Source organism: Mesorhizobium intechi (genome assembly GCF_002879535.1).
Taxonomy (GTDB): domain Bacteria; phylum Pseudomonadota; class Alphaproteobacteria; order Rhizobiales; family Rhizobiaceae; genus Mesorhizobium; species Mesorhizobium intechi.
The window spans coordinates 37,981-54,986 of the sequence record NZ_PNOT02000006.1; the positions used below are offsets into that span (position 1 = coordinate 37,981).

Annotated in this window: 16 protein-coding genes; 1 reads left to right on the forward strand and 15 read right to left on the reverse strand. The window is 63.3% G+C overall.

The window, feature by feature from the left end; genetic code table 11:
• Positions 1 to 24: 24 nt before the first annotated feature.
• From C1D09_RS00440 to C1D09_RS00510, 15 genes are all read right to left on the reverse strand, one after another.
• A complete protein-coding gene (locus C1D09_RS00440; RefSeq protein WP_143972469.1) occupies positions 25 to 2,394 on the reverse strand; it encodes a trimethylamine N-oxide demethylase in 2,370 nt (789 codons plus the stop codon).
• A 254-nt stretch (positions 2,395 to 2,648) separates the two neighbouring features.
• On the reverse strand, positions 2,649 to 3,272 hold the full coding sequence (locus C1D09_RS00445) for a sarcosine oxidase subunit gamma (RefSeq protein WP_143972495.1): 624 nt from the start codon (positions 3,270 to 3,272) through the stop codon (positions 2,649 to 2,651).
• A complete protein-coding gene (locus C1D09_RS00450; RefSeq protein WP_143972470.1) occupies positions 3,265 to 6,246 on the reverse strand; it encodes a sarcosine oxidase subunit alpha in 2,982 nt (993 codons plus the stop codon). Before C1D09_RS00450 ends, C1D09_RS00445 begins: the two co-directional genes overlap by 8 nt.
• Positions 6,246 to 6,521, reverse strand: a complete 276-nt coding sequence (locus tag C1D09_RS00455) for a sarcosine oxidase subunit delta family protein (RefSeq protein ID WP_143972471.1) — start codon at positions 6,519 to 6,521, stop codon at positions 6,246 to 6,248. The genes C1D09_RS00450 and C1D09_RS00455 overlap by 1 nt, the downstream gene beginning before the upstream one ends.
• Positions 6,522 to 6,537: 16 nt before the next feature.
• Entirely contained in the window at positions 6,538 to 7,791 is a 1,254-nt protein-coding gene (locus C1D09_RS00460; RefSeq protein ID WP_143972472.1) for a sarcosine oxidase subunit beta family protein, read from the reverse strand.
• 36 nt (positions 7,792 to 7,827) lie between these two features.
• A complete protein-coding gene (gene glnT / locus C1D09_RS00465) occupies positions 7,828 to 9,135 on the reverse strand; it encodes a type III glutamate--ammonia ligase (RefSeq protein ID WP_143972473.1) in 1,308 nt (435 codons plus the stop codon).
• Between the two features lie 35 nt (positions 9,136 to 9,170).
• Complete coding sequence (locus C1D09_RS00470) at positions 9,171 to 10,499, reverse strand: FMN-binding glutamate synthase family protein (RefSeq protein WP_143972474.1); 1,329 nt, start codon at positions 10,497 to 10,499, stop codon at positions 9,171 to 9,173.
• A 6-nt stretch (positions 10,500 to 10,505) separates the two neighbouring features.
• Positions 10,506 to 11,237, reverse strand: coding sequence for a GltB/FmdC/FwdC-like GXGXG domain-containing protein (locus tag C1D09_RS00475; protein WP_143972475.1), 732 nt, complete (start codon positions 11,235 to 11,237; stop codon positions 10,506 to 10,508).
• Positions 11,238 to 11,242: 5 nt separating this feature from the next.
• Positions 11,243 to 12,139, reverse strand: a complete 897-nt coding sequence (locus tag C1D09_RS00480) for a class II glutamine amidotransferase (protein ID WP_143972476.1) — start codon at positions 12,137 to 12,139, stop codon at positions 11,243 to 11,245.
• Positions 12,140 to 12,224: 85 nt separating this feature from the next.
• The gene (locus C1D09_RS00485; RefSeq protein WP_143972477.1) at positions 12,225 to 12,554 is read right to left on the reverse strand and encodes a hypothetical protein; all 330 of its coding nucleotides are present in this window, start codon (positions 12,552 to 12,554) and stop codon (positions 12,225 to 12,227) included.
• Positions 12,551 to 13,240 carry a hypothetical protein gene (locus tag C1D09_RS00490; protein WP_167514438.1) on the reverse strand — a complete coding sequence of 230 codons (690 nt, stop codon included), beginning with the start codon at positions 13,238 to 13,240 and terminating at the stop codon, positions 12,551 to 12,553. The genes C1D09_RS00485 and C1D09_RS00490 overlap by 4 nt, the downstream gene beginning before the upstream one ends.
• Positions 13,241 to 13,285: 45 nt before the next feature.
• Positions 13,286 to 14,683 (reverse strand): APC family permease, encoded by a 1,398-nt coding sequence (locus C1D09_RS00495; RefSeq protein WP_095771136.1) that lies wholly within the window; start codon positions 14,681 to 14,683, stop codon positions 13,286 to 13,288.
• Between the two features lie 13 nt (positions 14,684 to 14,696).
• A complete protein-coding gene (locus tag C1D09_RS00500; protein WP_143972478.1) occupies positions 14,697 to 14,858 on the reverse strand; it encodes a hypothetical protein in 162 nt (53 codons plus the stop codon).
• A gap of 33 nt (positions 14,859 to 14,891) precedes the next feature.
• Positions 14,892 to 15,269 (reverse strand): hypothetical protein, encoded by a 378-nt coding sequence (locus C1D09_RS00505; RefSeq protein ID WP_019856864.1) that lies wholly within the window; start codon positions 15,267 to 15,269, stop codon positions 14,892 to 14,894.
• 12 nt (positions 15,270 to 15,281) lie between these two features.
• The gene (locus tag C1D09_RS00510; RefSeq protein ID WP_143972479.1) at positions 15,282 to 15,569 is read right to left on the reverse strand and encodes a hypothetical protein; all 288 of its coding nucleotides are present in this window, start codon (positions 15,567 to 15,569) and stop codon (positions 15,282 to 15,284) included.
• 285 nt (positions 15,570 to 15,854) lie between these two features.
• On the opposite strand from C1D09_RS00510, the gene C1D09_RS00515 reads away from it, so the two are divergent.
• Entirely contained in the window at positions 15,855 to 16,988 is a 1,134-nt protein-coding gene (locus tag C1D09_RS00515; RefSeq protein ID WP_143972480.1) for an aminomethyl transferase family protein, read from the forward strand.
• Positions 16,989 to 17,006: the final 18 nt, after the last annotated feature.

The window sequence follows — 17,006 nt, forward strand, 5'->3', positions numbered from 1 at the left end:
TTTTGCCTGTTCGGAAGGCAGCAGTCAGGAGCGCGGCCGGGTCTTCTGCGGATCATAATGGGCGAAGGCGACGACACGCCCCGGCAGTCGTTTGGCGTAGCCGTCGAGCTTGCCGATCTCGACCTCCGTGCCGATGGCCGCATGGGTGACGTCGAGCCTTGCCAGCGCGATGTTCTTGCCAAGCACCGGCGAACGCATGCCCGAGGTGACAACGCCGATCTGGGCGCGGCCGACATGGACGCAGTCGCCATGGCCGACGGCGACATTGCTGTCGATGTCGAGCCCGACCAGTTTGTTCCGCGGGTTCTCCTTGCGGCGGATCAGCGCCTCGCGGCCGATGAAGTCGTCGGTCTTGCTTTTCAGCGGCACGGTGAAGCCGATACCGGCCTCGAACGGATCGGTCTGGTCGGAGAATTCGTAACCCGCGAAGATCAGCCCGGCCTCGATGCGCACCATGTCGAGCGCCTCCAGTCCCATCGGCTTCAGCCCATGCGGCTGGCCGGCTTCCCAGATGGCGTCGAACACTTTTTCGGCGTCGCGCGGATGGCACCAGATCTCATAGCCGAGTTCGCCGGTATAGCCGGTGCGCGAGACGACGACCGGAATGCCGTTGCCGCCGCCGATGCGGGCGACCGCGAAGCGGAACCATTCGAGCTCATCGATCGACGGCTGCAGTGGCGAAGTCCAGATCACTTCCCTGAGGATAGCGCGGCTTTTTGGGCCCTGTACGGCGACATTGTGCATCTGGTCCGTGGAGGAGCGCACCAGGACGTTGAGCCCAAGCTTCCTGGCGGTCTCTCGCAGCCATTCGCCGGACAGATCGTCGCCGCCGATCCAGCGGAAATTATCCTTGCCGAGTCGCAGCAGCGTGCCGTCGTCGATCATGCCGCCATGCTCGTAGCACATGGCCGAGTAGACGACCTGGCCGACGCCGAGTTTTTTCACGTCGCGGGTCAGCGTGTATTGCAGCAGCGCTTCCGAATCCGGGCCGGTGACCTCGAATTTTCTGAGCGGCGACAGGTCCATGATCACGGCGTCCTGCCGGCATGCCCAGTACTCGGTGATGGGTCCTTCCTTGGCGAAGGAGTTGGCCAGCCAGTAGCCCCTGTATTCCGAGAAATTGCGGGTGTGCTTGGCAAAGCTCGAATGAAAGGATGTCTCGCGGGTCATTTTCGGTTCCGAATCGGGCGTCATGCGTCTGGCGATCGCTCGCGAGAATTTGTGCCGACCGGAATAGGTCCGCACATGGATGTCGGTCAGGTTCCAGCCATTGGCGGGCGTCGTGTCGTCGGGGCAGGCGGAGGAGACGCAGACGATGTCGGTCAGCGCCCTGAGCAGCACATAGTCGCCCGGCCGCGACCATGGTTCGTCGGACACCATCACGCCATGCGCGTCGATGGCGGTGTTGAAGAAGAAGTTGATCGCCATCCAGCCGGCGCGCGGATTGACGCCCTTGCCGGCGAGCGCGCCGTTGAAATTCTCCGAGCAGTTGGTGTGGTCGGGATAGCCGATGTCGTCGTAATATTTCGCCGCGCAAGCCAGCGCGAAGGCATCATGCCGGCCGCACGTGTCCTGCACCACCTCGACCAGCGGCTCCATGTCCTGGTCGTAATATTTGGAATGCAGGCCAGGCATAGGATAGCTCGACCCCATCAGCGTGCGCGTCGTCGTCACGTCGAGCGGATGGTCGAGCCCCTTGTCCAGCTTGCGCGCCGAAAAGCACTGGAAGTCGGTGCATTGGCGACCGTCGACATCGATGATCTGCAGATAGTCCCCGGCCTTGACGAAGTAGGATTCCGCTGTTGCCGAATGGACGCGCAGGTCGAGCACAGGATCGGCGAGGGGATCGGCCAACTGCGACTTTGTTTTCAGGCGGATCGTGGCGCGGCGCACGATGACGGTAAGCGGCGTCGCCGTATCATGGCCGTCGACCAGCATCGGCCCGCCGGGGGCGGCGATGATCATCGAGCCGTCGCGCGTGACGGTGAAAGCCTGTTCGGTCCCTGCGGGCGTTGTGCTGCCGAACACGCGCAGCGCCTTTGCCTGATCGAGTTGCACCTGTCGACGCGCCAGCCCACGCCGCAGGGAAGCGAGACTGTCATCGCCCTCGGCGAGCAACGCCTTGATGCCGGCGGCATTGCCATTGGATTTTTCGCCGAAGATGCCAGGGTCGGTGGCGCCGGTGCTGTCCCAGGCCAGCAACTCGCAGGCCTGGCCGCCTTCGACATTGCGCACGGTGATGATATCGCCGGCCTCGACCTCGATCAGCACTGCGCCATTGCCCTGGATCGTGTAGCGCTCCATGCCCGGCGGCAGGGCGATCTGGCCGGGCCTCAGGATGACGCTCGGGCGCGGCGGTCCGGCTGTGACCGTAGGGTAGGGAGACTGGCTCATCTCAGCCTTGCGGTTCGAGAAACAAGTTTGCCTGTGTGTGAAATTATTTTAGCAGCAAGAATAGCAGCGCGGTTGCGTTTGGCAAGGCGAAGGTGGCGGACCGGACGTGAACATGGGTAGGAATTCGCTGTTCAGCCTCATCTTCCGAACGTCGGCGCTTCCCCTCATCTGGCTACCCCCGTCCTCTCCCCGTTACGGGGAGAAATGCCCGGCAGGGCAATGAGGGGGCGGTGCCGAGTTCTACAATTGGCGAGCTAGAATTCTTCGGAATGGCCGATAGCCACGCCATACTCAGCAGCCGAATCCTGCATAGTGTGCCAAAGGCTCTCCGCGAACGTCGCAAATACCAGGACGTTGAACACCGCCTGCCCATCAGCACGATCGTTCCCGCGCCACAGCGTGACACTGGTGTGGTCCATCGACGTGGCCGCCGCAGCACCGACAGCGAAGACACCGGGATGCAGATCGATCGACGACAGTTTGGCCAACATCGTGCGCGCCTTGGCGCCGGAGACGCTGACCAGCACCCGCGCATGCGATTGGTCGGACAGTGAAGCCGATCCGGCAAGGAGGGGAGCGAGCGCCGCCATCCCGTGCTTGTCACCCTTCGACCGGACAAGAAATTGATCCGGTCCCGACCAGATCAGTGTGGCATCCGCGGTCTGCACCACCTTCGGCGTTTCCGGAGCAGCAACGCCGAACCGGCCCTCCGCCGCCTTGGCCATCTCCGCCGCCTTGCCGCGCCGCGCCATCACCTGGATGAGGTCGAAATTGCGAATCTCGGTCAGCGCCACGCCGGCATCGCCATGCCCACCATACCTCCCCACCGCGAGCGCGCGGTCGAGGGGGCTGCGGACGTCCCAGGAAAACTCAGCCACGCTGGCGCCCTCCATCCGGATCATAGAAGACGGGATTGCAGAGCTCGACCTCATAGTCCTCGCCGCGTATCGGGTCATGCGCATGGACGATCTCGCCAATGCGCTCGCGCCCGCGCTCGACAAGCGCCAGCCCGATCCACTGGTCTGATGTCGGCGAGAAGCAGACCGATGTGACATAGCCCTGGTCGTTGCCTGGCCCGGGCGTCTGCCCCTTCGGGATGATGTGCGCGCCCGAGCGCAGCCGGCGCGCTCTGTCCGTCGGCTTGACGCCGACGACGACCTGGCGGTCCGGCGCGACAAGCGCCTCCCGACCGGCCATGACGCGGCCGATGAAATCTTTCTTGGTCGACATCATCTTGCCGAGGCCAAGATCGGCCGCCGTCGTCGTGCCGTTCAGTTCCGGTCCGGCTACGTGGCCCTTTTCGATGCGCATCACGCCGAGCGCCTCGGTGCCGTAAGGCGTGACGCCGAGCGGCTCGCCCGCCCGCATCAGATTGCGCGCCATCGCCTCGCCGTAGCGTGCCGGCACCGAAATCTCGAACGCCATCTCACCGGAGAAGGAGATGCGGAACAACCTTGCCTTGATGCCGCCGCGCAAGGCGACTTCCCGCGCGCCCATGAAGGGAAAGCCTTCATTGGAAAGGTCCTCCGCCGGATCGACGATCTCCTTCAGCAGCTCGCGGGTCTTGGGGCCGGCGATCGAGAATTGCGCCCACTGGTCGGAGACGGAGGTCAGCTGCACGTCAAGGTCTGGAAACAGCACCTGCCGGCAGAATTCGAGATGCTGCATCACCAAACCGGCCTTGGCGGTGGTGGTGGTCAGGAAATAGTGGCCCTCGGCCAATCGCGACGTCGTGCCGTCATCATAGACGATGCCATCCTCGCGCAGCATCAACCCGTAGCGCGCCTTGCCGACAGCGAGGTTGGTGAAGGTGTTGATGTAGACGCGGTCGAGGAAGGCGCCGGCATCAGGGCCGTGCACGTCGATCTTGCCGAGCGTCGAGACATCGCAGAAGCCGACCCCGCTTCGCACGGCCTTGACCTCGCGGGTCACCGATTGCAGCCAGTCCTTCTCGCCAGCGCGCGGATACCATTGCGCGCGTTTCCATAGGCCGGTGTCGACGAAGACAGCACCCTGTTCGGCGGCCCAGTGATGCGACGGCGTCAGCCGCGTCGCATGGAATGTCTCGTCGCGATGATGGCCGGCAAAAGCGCCGATGGCGACCGGCACGTAAGGAGGCCGGTAGATCGTCGTGCCGGTGTCGGGGATGGATTTTCCGGTCACCGCAGCCATGATGGCCAGGCCGGCGACATTGGACGTCTTGCCCTGGTCGGTCGCCATGCCGAGCGTGGTGTAGCGCTTCAGATGCTCGACCGATTCAAAACCCTCGCGCTGCGCCAGTTCGATGTCGGAGGCAGTGACGTCATGCTGGTAGTCGACGAAGGCCTTGCCCTTGCCGGCGACGTGCCAGAGCGGCGTCAGCGAAAAGGTTTCGTCGTCGGCGACAGGCGCGGTGCCTGCCTTGCCGTTGTGTCCTGTATTATGTGCCGCCGCCGCGCCGGCAGCAAACCCTTGGGCCAGGCAGGCCCCAAGTCCGAAGTTGCCGTTGGCCGCACCGGCTGCGACCATGCCGGGAGGCGCGCCGTCAGGTACGAACGCCGCTATGTCGTCGCGCCATTTCGGCCGGCCGCGATGATAGGACGTGAGCCCGACAGCCGGGTTCCAGCCGCCGGAAACGGCGAGCCCGTCGGCCTCGACTTCGGCGCGCGCGCCGCCGGTGAGTGATACCGCGATTTTCCGAACACCGTCTTTGCCGCCGTCGACGCCGCTGACGGAGCCGTGCAGCACCGTGAAACCATTCCGGGAGGCCAGCGATCGATGTGACGGCGAAATGTCCGGCCGCGCGTCGATCACCGCCGCGATCTGCAGTCCCGCGCCAAGCGCGGTCTCGACCGTGCGCCAGCCATCCTCATTGTTGGTGAACAGCGCGATGCGCTTCGCGGGAAGAGCAGCGTAGCGTCCGACATAGGTTCGCATCGCCGAAGCCATCATCACGCCGGGCGTGTCGTTGCCGGCAAAGACGATCGGCCGCTCAAGGGCGCCGGCGGCGACCACACAGCGCTTGGCCACGATGCGCCACAACCGTTGGCGCACCTGATGCTCGGGCGGCGAGGGCACGTGATCATTGACCCGCTCCAGCGCACCATAGGTCCCGCCGTCATAGACGCCGAACAGCGTCGTGCGGGCCATGATGCGGACATCGGGCATTGCCGCCAGCTCAGCCAGCGTCCGCGACAACCATTCGGCGGCCGGCAGGCCATCGATCATGCCGCCATCCGACAGCAGGCGGCCGCCGAACGCAAAATCCTCTTCGCACAGGATGACGCGGGCGCCGCTGCGGCCGGCCGCCAATGCTGCCGCCAGACCGGCCGGACCGGAGCCGGCGATCAGCACATCGCAATGCGCCCAGACCTTGTCGTAGTGGTCCGGGTCGGCAACACCGGCAGCACGACCAAGACCGGCGGCGCGGCGGATCGCCGGCTCGTAGACGGCTTCCCAGAACTTCGCCGGCCACATGAAGGTCTTGTAGTAGAAGCCGGCGACGAAGATCGGCGCGAACAACTGGTTCACCGACATCACATCGAAGCTCAGCGATGGCCAACGGTTCTGGCTGGCGGCCTCGAGGCCTTCATAGAGCTCCGCCGTCGTTGCCTTGGTGTTCGGCTCGCGCCGGGCGCCGGTGCGCAATTCGACAAGGGCGTTGGGTTCTTCCGAGCCCGCGGTCAGGATGCCGCGCGGGCGATGATACTTGAACGAGCGCCCGACCAGTTTGACGCCATTGGCAACCAGCGCCGACGCCAGCGTGTCGCCCTGGAAGCCGGAAAGGCTCTTGCCGTCGAAGCGGAATTTCAGTGGCGCGGTACGATCGATCAGACCGCCATTGTCCAGCCGATTTGTCTGCGCGCCGGCCATCACGCGCCAACCTTTGCCGCGCCGGCGCCGGCAGCCGGTTCGACCGCCGCGATCTCATGCGTCAGCGTGTTGCGGGTGACCTTCAGCCACGCCCGGCAACCGCCGCCGTGGTACCAGTTCTCGCTCATCACGCCGGCGACATTGTCGCGCAGATAAACATAGTCGTGGACGGCGTCCTCACCGGCATCCGCCGTCGGTCGCACCGGCTTGGCGTCGCCAAGATAGGTGAACTCGCCAAGTTCGCGTTCGCCACAGAAGGGACAGACAATGCGCATGATTTTCCGGCCGTCCTCAGTGCAGGTTCGGTTGGGCGCCCTGGCCCTTTTCATCTATCATGGCGCCGGTCCGGAAGCGGTCGAGGCGGAACCGTGCAGCCTCCTCATGCGGCGTGTCGCGGGCCAGCAGATGGGCGAAGACGAAGCCTGAACCGGGCGTCGCCTTGAAGCCGCCATAGCACCAGCCGGCGTTGAGATAGAGGCCCTCCACCGGCGTCTTGTCGATGATCGGCGAGCCGTCCATCGACATGTCCATGATGCCGCCCCACTGGCGCAAAAGCCGCACGCGGCCGATCATCGGCATCAGCGCCATGCCGCCCTCGCAGACATCCTCCATAACAGGCAGGTTGCCGCGCTGGGCGTAAGAATTGTAGCCGTCAATGTCGCCGCCGAAGACAAGGCCGCCCTTGTCCGACTGGCTGACATAGAAGTGGCCGGCGCCGAAGGTCATGACATTGGGGATCAATGGCTTGATCGCCTCGGAGACGAAGGCCTGCAGCACGTGACTTTCGATCGGCAGGCGCAGGCCCGCCATATTAGCGACGCGTGACGAGGAGCCGGCGACCGCCATGCCGACCTTGCCGGCGCCGATCCTGCCGCGCGAGGTCTCGACACCGCTCACCTTGCCGTTGGCGTCCCTGACAAAGCCGGTCACCTCGCAATTCTGGATGATGTCGACGCCGAGCCCGCTCGCCGCATGGGCATAGCCCCAGACCACGGCATCGTGCCGAGCCGTGCCGCCGCGCCGTTGCAAGAGCCCGCCTTGCACCGGAAAGCGCGCATTGTCGTAATTCAGGAACGGCATCATCTTCTTGACGGCCGCGAGGTCGAGCAGTTCGGCATCGATGCCGTTGATGCGCATGGTGTTGCCGCGCCGAGCATAGGCGTCGCGCTGCGCGTCGGAATGGTAGAGGTTAATGACGCCGCGCTGGCTGACCATCGCATTGTAGTTGAGATCCTGCTCCATCCGCTCCCATAGCTTCATCGACAATTCGTAGAAGCCGGTATTGCCGGGCAGGCCGTAATTGGAGCGGATGATGGTGGTGTTGCGGCCGGCATTGCCGGAGCCGATCCAGCCTTTTTCCAGCACGGCGACGTTCTTGATGCCGTATTCGCTGGCGAGGAACCAGGCGGTGGCCAGGCCATGGCCACCACCGCCGATGATCACCACGTCGTAGCGATCCTTCGGCGTGGCGTCGCGCCAGGTGCGCTGCCAGTTCTTGTGGCTGGACAAGGCGGCACGGGCGAGCGAGAAGATCGAGTATTTCATCAGTTCATTCCGAGGCCGCTCGCACCCGCAGGACGGTTATATGTCCAGCGTGTGGTCGCGCTCCCATTGCGTGAAGTGCGAAGCATAGGAATTCCATTCCTGGTGCTTCAGCTTTAGGTATGCCGACGAGAATTCCTCACCCAGCGCCGCCTTGAGTGATTTGTCCTTGTCGAACTCGCGCAGTGCGTCGAGCAGGTTCAGCGGAAGTTTCGGAGCGCCCTTCACCGTGTGGCCGTGCTGGTACATGTCGATGTCGTAGCGCTTGCCGGGATCGGCCTTCGAGCGGATGCCGTCGAGGCCGGCGGCAATGATCACAGCCTGCAAGAGATAGGGGTTCGCAGCGCCGTCGGGCAGGCGCAGTTCGAAGCGGCCGGGGCCGGGCACGCGCACCATGTGGGTGCGGTTGTTGCCGGTCCAGGTCACCGTGTTCGGCGCCCAGGTCGCGCCCGAAATCGTGCGCGGAGCGTTGATGCGCTTGTAGGAATTGACCGTCGGGTTGGTGATCGCGGCAAGCGCGGAGGCATGCTTCATGATGCCGCCGAGGAAGTTCTTGCCCTTGGCCGACAGGCCAAGCTCCATCGAATTGTCGGCGAAGACATTGGTCTTGCCCGCCTTGTCCCAAACCGAGATGTGGGCATGGCAGCCATTGCCGGTCAGGCCCTGGAAGGGTTTTGGCATGAAGGTGGCCCGCAGGCCGTGCTTCTCGGCCACCGACTTGACCATGAACTTGAAGAAGGAGTGCTTGTCGGCGGTGGCGAGCACGTCGTCAAAGGCCCAGTTCATCTCGAACTGGCCGTTGGCGTCTTCATGATCGTTCTGGTAGGGCCCCCAGCCGAGCGCCAGCATGTGGTCGCAGATCTCGGCGATGACGTCGTATCGGCGCATCACCGCCTGCTGGTCGTAGCAAGGCTTCGAGGCCGTGTCGTATTGGTCAGAGATGACGCCGCCGTCCGGCGAGATCAGGAAGAACTCGGCCTCGACGCCGGTCTTGACATGCATGCCGTCGCTTGCGGCTTCTGCGATCAGCCGCCTCAACGTGTTGCGCGGCGTCTGGTCGACCTCCTTGTCGTCCATGATGCAGTTGGCGGCGACCCAGGCCACCTCCTTTTTCCATGGTAGCTGGATAACCGAGTCTGGATCCGGGACCGCCAGCATGTCGGGATGCGCCGGCGTCAGGTCCAGCCAGGTGGCGAATCCGGCAAAGCCGGCGCCATCCTTCTGCATGTCTGATATCGCCTGCGCCGGCACCAGCTTGGCGCGCTGGCCACCGAACAGGTCGGTGTAGGAAATCATGAAATACTTGACGCCGTTCTTTTTGGCGAAAGCGGCGAGATCGTTCCCCATTATAGTTCCTCGCTTATGGTATTTTGAATGCTGTCCTAGAAGCCGTTTTTCCCCGGTATCCAGTTGGTGCCGGCGAGCGGCACGCCCGCCATGGCGGCGGCTTCGATCGTCAGGGCGACGAGATCCTCGGGTTCGAGATTGTGCAGGCTGTTCTTGCCGCAGGCGCGTGCGATCGTCTGCGCCTCGAGCGTCATCACCTTCAGATAGTTGGCCAGCCGCCGTCCAGCAGCCACGGGATCGACCCGCTTCATCAGTTCCGGGTCCTGCGTGGTGATGCCGGCAGGGTCGCGGCCTTCATGCCAGTCATCATAGGCGCCGGCCGTGGTGCCGAGCTCGTTGTACTCCGCCTCCCAGCGGGGATCGTTGTCGCCGAGCGCGACGAGCGCCGCCGTGCCGATGGAGACCGCGTCGACGCCGAGCGCCAGTGCCTTGGCGACATCGGCGCCATTGCGGATGCCGCCCGAGACGATCAACTGCACCTTGCGGTGCATGCCGAGATCCTGCAATGCCTGCACCGCCGGCCGGATACAGGCAAGCGTCGGCTGGCCGACATTCTCGATGAACACTTCCTGGGTCGCGGCCGTGCCGCCCTGCATGCCGTCGACCACCACGACATCGGCGCCGGCCTTCACCGCGAGCGCGGTGTCATAGTACGGACGCGCCCCTCCGACCTTGACGTAGATCGGCTTTTCCCAGTCGGTGATCTCGCGCAGCTCGAGGATCTTGATCTCGAGATCGTCCGGCCCGGTCCAGTCGGGATGGCGTGAGGCCGAGCGCTGGTCGATGCCCTTGGGCAGCGTGCGCATCTCGGCGACGCGGTCGGAAATCTTCTGGCCAAGCAGCATGCCGCCGCCGCCGGGCTTGGCGCCCTGGCCAACCACGACTTCGATCGCGTCGGCGCGGCGCAGGTCGCGCGGATTCATGCCGTAGCGCGACGGCAGATACTGGTAGACCAGTTGCTTGGAATGGCCGCGCTCTTCCTCGGTCATGCCGCCGTCGCCTGTGGTGGTCGAGGTGCCCGACAGGGTCGCGCCACGGCCGAGCGCTTCCTTGGCCGGACCGGAGAGCGAACCAAAGCTCATGCCGGCAATGGTGATCGGGATCTTCAGCTCTATCGGCTTCTTGGCATGGCGCGAGCCGAGCACGACGCTGGTGTCGCAGCGCTCGCGATAGCCTTCGAGCGGATAGCGCGAGATCGAGGCGCCGAGGAACAGCAGATCGTCGAAATGCGGCAGCTTGCGCTTGGCGCCGGCACCCCTGATGTCATAGATCCCGGTGGCCGCGGCGCGGCGGATTTCGGAAAGTGTGTAGTCGTCGAAGGTCGCGGATTTGCGCGGCGTCGTCGGCGGGTTGCGATAGGTCATGCTGCCTCAATACGCGTCGGCGTTGTCGATATTGAAATTGTAGAGGGTGCGCGCCGAGCCGTAGCGCTTGAACTCCGTTGGCTTGACGCCGGTGACGCCGGCGCGGTCGAGCAGCCCCTGAAGCAGTTGCAGATGCTCGGGCCGCATCTCCTTGGCGATGCAGTCTGCGCCGAGGCTGTCGACCTTGCCGCGCACGAACAGCCGCGCCTCGTAGATGGAATCACCCAGCGCATCGCCGGCATCGCCCAGCACCACCAGATTGCCGGACTGCGCCATGAAGGCCGACATGTGGCCGATATTGCCGTGCACGACGATGTCGATGCCCTTCATCGAGATGCCGCAGCGCGACGAGGCGTTGCCCTCGATGACCAGGAGGCCGCCGCGGCCGGTGGCGCCGGCATACTGGCTGGCGTCGCCTTTCACGATGATCGAGCCCGACATCATATTCTCGCCGACGCCGGGTCCGGCCGAGCCATGCACGGTGATGGTGCTGCCGGAATTCATGCCGCCGCAATAATAGCCGACGCTGCCGCGCACATCGATGGTCACGGGCTGGTCGACGCCGACGGCGACCGAGTGGCTGCCCTTCGGGTGCAGCACTTCCCACGCCGTTTCGTTCGAGCCGGGCGTCAGATTGTGCAGCGCCTGGTTGAGTTCGCGCAGCGACGACACATCGAGATCGAAGATCCGCGAGGCGTGGTCGTGGGTCGCCGCCTTTGAAAGTTTGGTTGCCGTCATGAATTTCAATGCTCCCAGAAATAGACGGTTGCGGGTTCCGGTTCCCAGACCCTCGCATTGTCTATGCCGGGCAGTTTGGTCAGCGCGCGATATTCCGAGCCGAAGGCGACATACTGGTCGGTTTCGGCCATGACGGCGGGCTTGCAGGCGATCGGGTCGCGCACCACGCCAAAACCGTTCTTGGTTCCGACGACGAAGGTGAAGAAGCCGTCGAGGTCCGAGAGTGTGCCTTCCAGCGCTTCGCCGAGGTTCTTGCCATGCGCCATCTGGGACGAAAGATAGGCGGCGGCGACCTCGGTATCGTTCTCGGTTTCGAACTTCATGCCCTCGCGGATCAGCTCGCGGCGGACATTGTTGTGGTTCGACAGCGAGCCATTGTGCACCAGGCATTGATCGGCACCGGTCGAGAAGGGATGAGCGCCCATTGTCGTCACCGCCGATTCCGTTGCCATGCGGGTGTGCCCGATGCCATGCGTGCCGGCCATCTTGCGGACGTCGAAGCGATCGACCACCGCTTCCGGCAGGCCGACTTCCTTATAGATCTCGACGACGTCGCCGGCGCCCATGATGCGGATGTCGGGGCGAAGTGCCTGGATCGCCTCGCGCGCTTCGTCGATCTTGGCCGGCGTCGTCCGGACGACGGCGTGCGTCGACTTGACCGCAATGCTCACCGGCGCACCGATAGCCTTGGCAAGCTCGGTATCGAGGTCGCGAAAATCGCGCGCGGGCTTCGCCGACTGGATGGTGATCTTGGCTTCGTTCCCGGAAGGCGCGCCATAGATGGCAATGCCTGCGCTGTCGGGTCCGCGATCGCTGAGCGATACCAGCATCTCCGAAAGCATCGCGCCGAGCTTCGGCTCCAGCGACTTGTCCTTTAAAAACAGTCCGACAATTCCGCACATGTCAGCCTCCCGGCGTTTGCAGCTAGAAGATGATGTATCGAATGAGTCCCGCAAATTCAATCATATGAAAAAAATTTTCCTCTAGTTACGTATGAGGCGTACTGCCGCCATGCGAATTGTCGCCGCCCTGCGCGGCATTGTGGGCCCACCGGGCATGGCGGATACGGGCGAGCTTGTAGGCGTCCAGGATGGATAGCGCATAGATCAGGAAGCCGCCCGCGTGGCGGCCGATGAAGCTGGCGTCGGGCGGCGCGATCTTGGCGGTCACCCATGCCAGGATCACCATGAAGAAAAGGAACTGCAGCCCGCGCACCGGCACGCCCAGAATGACATGGCCGCTCGCCGGCAGCACGATTGACGCGCCGAGGACGAGATAAGGGCTCACCGGCGCCGGGTGCGTGTTCGAGCTGGTCATGCGGCTTGCCGTTCGCTTTGGTTGATGGCGTCGCGCAGCGCCGAGAGCGAGGTGAGCAGCCGCTCGACCAGCGCCGGATCGATCTGTGCCTCACCGAACGCGGCCTGCCGGAAAACGCCGTAGCGCGCCCGTTCGGCTTCGGCCAGCAGCCACACGATGCGCACGCCGTTTGGCGTGATCAGCAGCTCCTTGGCGCGCCCTTCCGAAAAGGGTTGCAGATGATCGGCGATGATGCCTTGCGGGAACCGCGTGCCGCGTCGATCGGTCCGCAGCACAGCCTCGAGGGGGAATCCCGGAGCCTTCGGCAGCGTGTGCCGCAGCTGGTCGAAATTGGAGAAGGTCGTCGGCGAGCCCGGTCGCATCATCATGTCGAAGGTCGCTGGGACGGCGACCTTTTCGGTGATCGAAACGCTGAGCCAACGCGCGGGCAGTTTTCGTGTCGCCAGCGTGTCGACGATGGTGCGCAGCTGAACGCGTTGGCCGTTCCACGACCCTTCCCAGGTGACGACACCGGCGGTGCCGTCCGAAACATCAGCGGCGTCGGCGATGACGGTGCGGATACGGCTCTCGTCGCCGGCGAGCGCCACGAGTGCCCTGGTGCGGCTGCGGCGCGCCAGCCACGCGAGGTGAAGGGCCAGAGCCAGGACAATCACCCCGGCGAGCAGTGCTGATGTCACTTCGGACATTTTGTCATGTCCGGCCCGCCAAGGATCGGGGCGGGCCGTCTCCCATCAATAGCCCTGCGGTTTCGGCCACGGCATGGTGAACTGGTCGCCGCGCCGCACGAATTTGTAGCGGTAGAAATGGAACCACAGCGAGATCAGGAAATAGAAGATGGTCATCGCGATCAGCTGCGAGCCGAAACCGAGGAAGATAGCGAAGAAGGTCACCACGCACAGGCAGAACAGCACGATCGCCGGCAGCGGGTGGAACGGGTGCGTGTAGCCACGGCGGATCGTGCCGAGCGGCCACTTCTTGCGGAACATCATGATGTTGATGCTCATGAATGTGTATTGCAGCACGCCCGACAGGATCGAGAAAGTGATCGCCTGGTTGAGGTCGGCAATGAAGGCGAAGGCAAGCGCGATCGGCAGCAGGAACAGGATCGAGCGGTAGGGCGTGCGGTATTTCGGATGCACCGCCGAGAACCAGCTCGGCAGGTAACGGTCGCGGCCGAGCGAGAACCATGCGCGCGCCGCATCGTTGATGCAGCCATTGGCGGAGGCCAGCGCCGCCAGAAGTGTCGCGATGAACAAGAGGTTTTCGAGCAGCGGGCTGCCGGTCAGCTTGCCGGCGTCCCACAGGGGATAATAGGTGATGCCGAGATATTCCCAGGGCATCAGCGAGGCGCAGACATACCAGGTCATGGCGGCGGCAATCAAAAGCGTGATCATGCCGGCCATGGTGCCGTAGGGTAGCGAGCGGGCCGGCGAACGCACTTCCTCGGCCGCCTGCGTGGTGCCTTCGATGCCGAGATAATACCAGATGCCGAACTGGAACGCGGCAATGACGCCGATCCAGCCATAGGGCAGCGCATTGCCCGGCGTCACCAGCTCGTTGAGCTTCAGCACCGCGCCTTGCGTCCACGGGCTGACCGAGAAGAACAGGATGACGATCGAGATATAGGCAATTGCGGTGATGACGAAGTTGACGTTGAGTGTCATCAGCACGCCGCGATAGTTGAGCCAGGCCAGCACGACGATGGTGGCGGCGATGAAGGAATTGTGCGTGAGCCCTTCGACGCCGGCCTTGGCGACGATGGTGTCGCCGAGCAGGATGGCGTCCGAGACCTCCAGCATCGTGTAGGCGAAGACCAGGAACAACGCGACGTTGAAGGCCATCAGCGGCCCGACAATATGCTTGGCTTGCGCATATTGGCCGCCGGCAGCCGCCACCGTCGACGTCACTTCGGAATCGATCATGGCGACCGAGGTATAGAGCAGCCCGACGATCCAGCAGACGATCAGCGCCGCCAGCGCGCCGCCCTTGTCGGCCGAAAAATTCCAGCCGGTGAATTCACCGACCAGAACGATGCCGACGCCGAGTGCCCAGACATGGGCCGGGCCGAGCACTCGCAGCAGTGAAACCCGGTCGCCGTGAATTGCCGGTTCAAGTACGGTCGTCGTCATTGTTCGTCCCCACTCAAATCCGGTGTTTCTCGGAAACGGCTTCAAGCTCGCCTTCGCGTGACGAGGTCAGAACGTCTTCGGCATAGGTCGTGTCGACCTTGAACCAGTCGTAGAGCATCCACAGCGCGAGCACGATCGAGATGCCCCAGCATGCGTAAGAGAGTGAGATCCACATGGTGCGTCCCCGATTGCTTGTCTTTCGGAACTCTTACTTGTCGTCGAATTTTTCGTTGATGACGTCGCGATATTCGCGGTCGGATGCGCGGAACAGGAAGACGAAATAACCGATCAGCACCGCCGCCATGATGATCAGCGTCGGCCAGTCGATGACATAGTGGAAGCGGTTCTGGATGACGTCATGCGCCGTCTCGGGCGTGTAGCCGAGCTTCTCCCAGATGGCAGCCATGGTCGGGTTCTGCCCAAGCGCTTCCCAAGTCTTGGCATCGAGCGCGTCGATGGATTTGGCCGCTCCGGCAAGGCCGAGCTTCAGCGGCAGCCATAACGCCACGAAGATGGCGACAACCACCACGACGATATCGAAAACCTGGCCGGCCTTGCTTTGCTCCGGCGGCGTATAGCGGGACATTTCTTGTACCCCTCAGGACTGGCGGTTGCGGGATGCGTCGGCGTTCTTGATATCGAGGCCGTAGATGAAGTCCTTGTCTTCCTTGTAATGTTTGACCATCGCCAGGATCGCGGCCGTGTTGAAGATCAGCACGGCGGCGGCGGCAATCGCGACGACGGCCTTGATGCCGCCATGCGGGATGTACGGCCATGTCATGAACAGGACGAAGAGGATCGTCGCCCACAGGCAGATGATCAGCAACGCGGATCCGCGCAAATCGGAACGGTACAGCGCCTCGATGCGCTGCTGCAGGTCTGACATCGGTTTGTCCCCTTTTTTCGACGCCCGGCTCCGAATCCACCTTGCGTCGCCCTCTTTCAAGAGAGTGAAATTTTTTTCATAAATTCAGACCGTTTACCGCAATTGTCAAGACGAATTTACGCTGAGTTAACCGTTTGCTTGCGGCGGTCAATTTTGCCTGACAATGAAATTATTTGCTTTCAGGGGATTGCGGGCCTCTCGCGTTTGCGGTCAATATTCGCTCCAAAGCTCCGGCCACCGCGCCAAGGAGCGGGGAACAGTGATTTTTGAACGGAGGACGAGCGGATGACGGCATCCTGGAGATTTTCGACCCTGGCGGATCGCCATCGCGCGCTGGGTTCGAAGCTCGAAGACTGGAGCGGCATGGGCACCGCCTGGACCTACGACAAGGATGCCGACGAGGAGTACATAGCCATCCGCACCAAGGCCGGGCTGATGGACGTGTCGGGCCTGAAAAAGGTGCACATAACGGGGCCGCACGCCTCGCATCTCATCGATCTCGCTACCACCCGCGACGTGGAAAAGATCTATCCCGGCAAATCGGCCTATGCCTGCATGCTGAACGAGGCGGGAAAATTCACCGACGACTGCATCCTCTACCGCACCGGCCCGAACAGCTGGATGGTTGTGCATGGCTCGGGCACCGGCCATGAGGAATTGCAGCGCGCCGCGATGGGCCGCGATGTCTCGCTACGCTTCGACGACAATCTGCACGATCTGTCGCTGCAGGGGCCGACCGCGGTCGACTATCTGGCCAAGCATGTGCCGGGAATTCGCGATCTCAACTATTTCCATCACATGCAGACGCAGCTCTTCGGTTTCCCGGTCATGATCTCCCGCACCGGCTACACCGGCGAGCGCGGCTACGAGATCTTCTGCCGTGGCCAGGATGCCGGCACGATCTGGGACAGGATTCTCGACGAGGGCAAGAGCGCCGGCATCATTCCCTGCCGCTTCACCACGCTCGACATGCTGCGGGTCGAAAGCTACCTGCTGTTCTATCCCTACGACAATTCGCAAAAATATCCGTTCGAAAATGAAGGCCCCGGCGACACGTTGTGGGAACTCGGCCTCGACTTCACCGTCAGTCCCGGCAAGACCGGCTTCCGTGGGGCCGAGGAACACTACCGGCTGAAGGGTAAGGAGCGCTTCAAGATCTACGGCGTGCTGCTCGACGGCAAGGAGCCAGCCGACGAAGGCGCGCCGGTCTATCGTGACGGCAAGAAGGTCGGCGTGGTGACCTGCGCCATGTATTCGCCGCTGGTCAAGAAATCGATGGGCATCGCCCGTCTCGACGTCGACTGCGCCGTCAAGGACACCAAGCTTGAAATCCGCAACAAGAGCGGATCGATCAAGGCGACGGCGCAGCCATTGCCGTTTGACGATCCCAAGAAGACCAAGCGCACGGCAAAAGGTTGAGGCATAATCTACAGCGAG